Below are 2,017 nucleotides of genomic sequence, written 5' to 3'. Positions count from 1 at the left end.
AAAAAGTGTGCATTTTTTGGGATTTCAAGAGATGGCAAAGAAATTTTCCAATCTCCTCCTGACTCCTGACTCCTGACTCCTGACTCCTATGCCCTCACGGAAAGACTTTCTCAGCAACCCCTAAATAAAGTCGTGTTGCTTCTTTTAAACCTGTTATTGCTTGTTCTATTGTTTCTCCTTGATCTACTGTACCCACTTCTGGACATTCAGCGATATACATATCATCTTCTTTGTAAATTATGACTGTGAAACTGCGAATTTTCATAGTTTTTATTATGGTTACATTTAGGTTTATTTTAACATTAAATGTAGGGGTTTAGCAATGCTAAACCCCTACAAACTATTGATATAATTAATCTTGCCAATTTTGTTTTGCTCTAGCGAAAATTTCCTCAATACTTTGATCTTGATATATCGTTTTTGAGATTTCTACATAATCAGTAGGGGTTTTATGTAGCAATGTTAAGAAACGCATAGCTGCCGCTGAACCAAGAGATTCATATAGTGCTTTGATGCCTTTGATTTTTATTTCTGTATCATCCATAATATTATTGATTTCCATAGTTTTCGTTATTCCTAATATAATCAATTGGGTTCATGATGGCTATTGCTAACTCTAATTTCTGAGCTTGTTTCTTGAGACTATCATCACAAGTTAAGAAAAAAATCGGCTTGAATAGAAACCGCACAAGCTAAGTGTAGAGCATCTTTACTCGATAGATTAACTAACTGCTGGAACAAAAGAGCTTGTTCTGCTATTTCAGTTTTTGGAGGTACTTTTATTTTACACAAACTCACCATACCCAAAACTGAATATTTACGATCCAGAAAAGGGCATAAATTTGTTTCGTCTTCGTGTATAAAAGACCACGCAAGAGTTATTTTTTCTGTTTGAGCTTGAATGAATATTTCTTGACAAGCTGCACTCTCCATTTGGATTCTAATTTGTCTTGGATCATCAAAACCACGTTGAAAGCAGTTATAGTCTAGGTAAATGAGAGTCATGTTTCATATTTGTAATTTCATTACTACTTTTTTATATTAAAAATAGCACTTTCTAGTATTATCACATCAAATGTAAGGGTTTAGCATTGCTAAACCCCTACAATATTATCATTATTTCAAGCTGTAGCAAACTCTGTGAAAACTCTTTTACTGGGATGATGAAAACCCAAAACAATATCATTTTGCGGTATTCCTGCTGATAGTAAATCATCAACTATACATAAATCTGTAGTATCTTCTTCTACCCAGACTTTGCCATTTTTTATGGTAAAATAAATGATGATATGCTGTATTTGTTTTTTATCTTCCCAACCAAAACGAAACCAAATATATTGATCTCTAGTTTCATCAAATGCTAAACGTTCACTAACTTCAAATTCACTATTTTTTGAAATTCGAGTATTGCTTATTTCGTAATATTCAGTTAATATTTTTTTGATAATATTCCGGTATTGTTCTAGTTTATCCATTTTTGAATTTCCTCCTTTTCTGTATTAACAACTATTAACAGCAGATGATTTTCCTGAATTACAGCTTGTACAGATTTGCGTTGAAAAAATTTCTCATAGACAACATCATCAATAGCTAAATAGAGTTTATATTCTGGTGCTGTAAGTTGAATGAGATTCCGATATACAATATATTGTCCCAAGGCGTTATGAAAATCATACATCAGCGATTTGCTGACAAAACTATAATTTATTCAATAATTCTTGTATTTGTTGAGATCCTTGTGTATCACCTTGTTGTTGAAATAGTTGTTTAGCAGTTTCTAAATCTTTAATTGCTTGTTGTTTATTACCTGTTAATAAGTACATCAGCCCTCGTCGACCGTAGGCTTTGGCATCTTGAGGATTAATTATGATAGCTTGAGTATAATCAGTTATTGCACCATCTTTATCTCCTAATTTAGATTTAGCAAGTCCCCGGTTGTTGTAGGCATCGGCATATTGAGGATTAATGGTGATAGCTTGAGTGAAATCAGCGATCGCACCAGCTTTATCTTCTAATT

At 32.9% G+C, this 2,017-nt stretch carries 6 protein-coding genes; all 6 read right to left on the bottom strand.

The window, feature by feature from the left end:
• Positions 1–94: 94 nt before the first annotated feature.
• Positions 95–265 (bottom strand): type II toxin-antitoxin system HicB family antitoxin, encoded by a 171-nt coding sequence (locus FFR48_RS27560; RefSeq protein ID WP_137669543.1) that lies wholly within the window; start codon positions 263–265, stop codon positions 95–97.
• Positions 266–352: 87 nt separating this feature from the next.
• Complete coding sequence (locus tag FFR48_RS27555; protein WP_016953185.1) at positions 353–562, bottom strand: hypothetical protein; 210 nt, start codon at positions 560–562, stop codon at positions 353–355.
• Positions 563–648: 86 nt separating this feature from the next.
• Positions 649–1,005: a hypothetical protein gene (locus FFR48_RS27550; protein WP_201277700.1), complete on the bottom strand. Its 357-nt coding sequence runs from the start codon at positions 1,003–1,005 to the stop codon at positions 649–651.
• Positions 1,006–1,121: 116 nt separating this feature from the next.
• Positions 1,122–1,475, bottom strand: coding sequence for a XisI protein (locus tag FFR48_RS27545; protein WP_137669542.1), 354 nt, complete (start codon positions 1,473–1,475; stop codon positions 1,122–1,124).
• Entirely contained in the window at positions 1,463–1,708 is a 246-nt protein-coding gene (locus FFR48_RS27540) for an element excision factor XisH family protein (protein WP_137669541.1), read from the bottom strand. Before FFR48_RS27540 ends, FFR48_RS27545 begins: the two co-directional genes overlap by 13 nt.
• The coding region (locus FFR48_RS27535; protein WP_137669540.1) for a tetratricopeptide repeat protein at positions 1,698–2,017 on the bottom strand (320 nt) is incomplete at its 5' end. The genes FFR48_RS27535 and FFR48_RS27540, both read right to left, overlap by 11 nt.

Source organism: Sphaerospermopsis reniformis, assembly GCF_005402885.1.
In the GTDB taxonomy this organism is placed as follows: domain Bacteria; phylum Cyanobacteriota; class Cyanobacteriia; order Cyanobacteriales; family Nostocaceae; genus Sphaerospermopsis; species Sphaerospermopsis kisseleviana.
Note: the sequence above shows the minus strand (reverse complement) of the source record. Positions and strands in the feature narration are given on the sequence as shown.

What these genes read in the sequence shown, in the direction of transcription:
- FFR48_RS27560 (WP_137669543.1), bottom strand. Translation starts at nt 265, where the DNA reads ATGAAAATTCGCAGTTTCACAGTCATAATTTACAAAGAAGATGATATG.
- FFR48_RS27550 (WP_201277700.1), bottom strand. Translation starts at nt 1,005, where the DNA reads ATGACTCTCATTTACCTAGACTATAACTGCTTTCAACGTGGTTTTGAT.
- FFR48_RS27555 (WP_016953185.1), bottom strand. Translation starts at nt 562, where the DNA reads ATGGAAATCAATAATATTATGGATGATACAGAAATAAAAATCAAAGGC.
- FFR48_RS27545 (WP_137669542.1), bottom strand. Translation starts at nt 1,475, where the DNA reads ATGGATAAACTAGAACAATACCGGAATATTATCAAAAAAATATTAACT.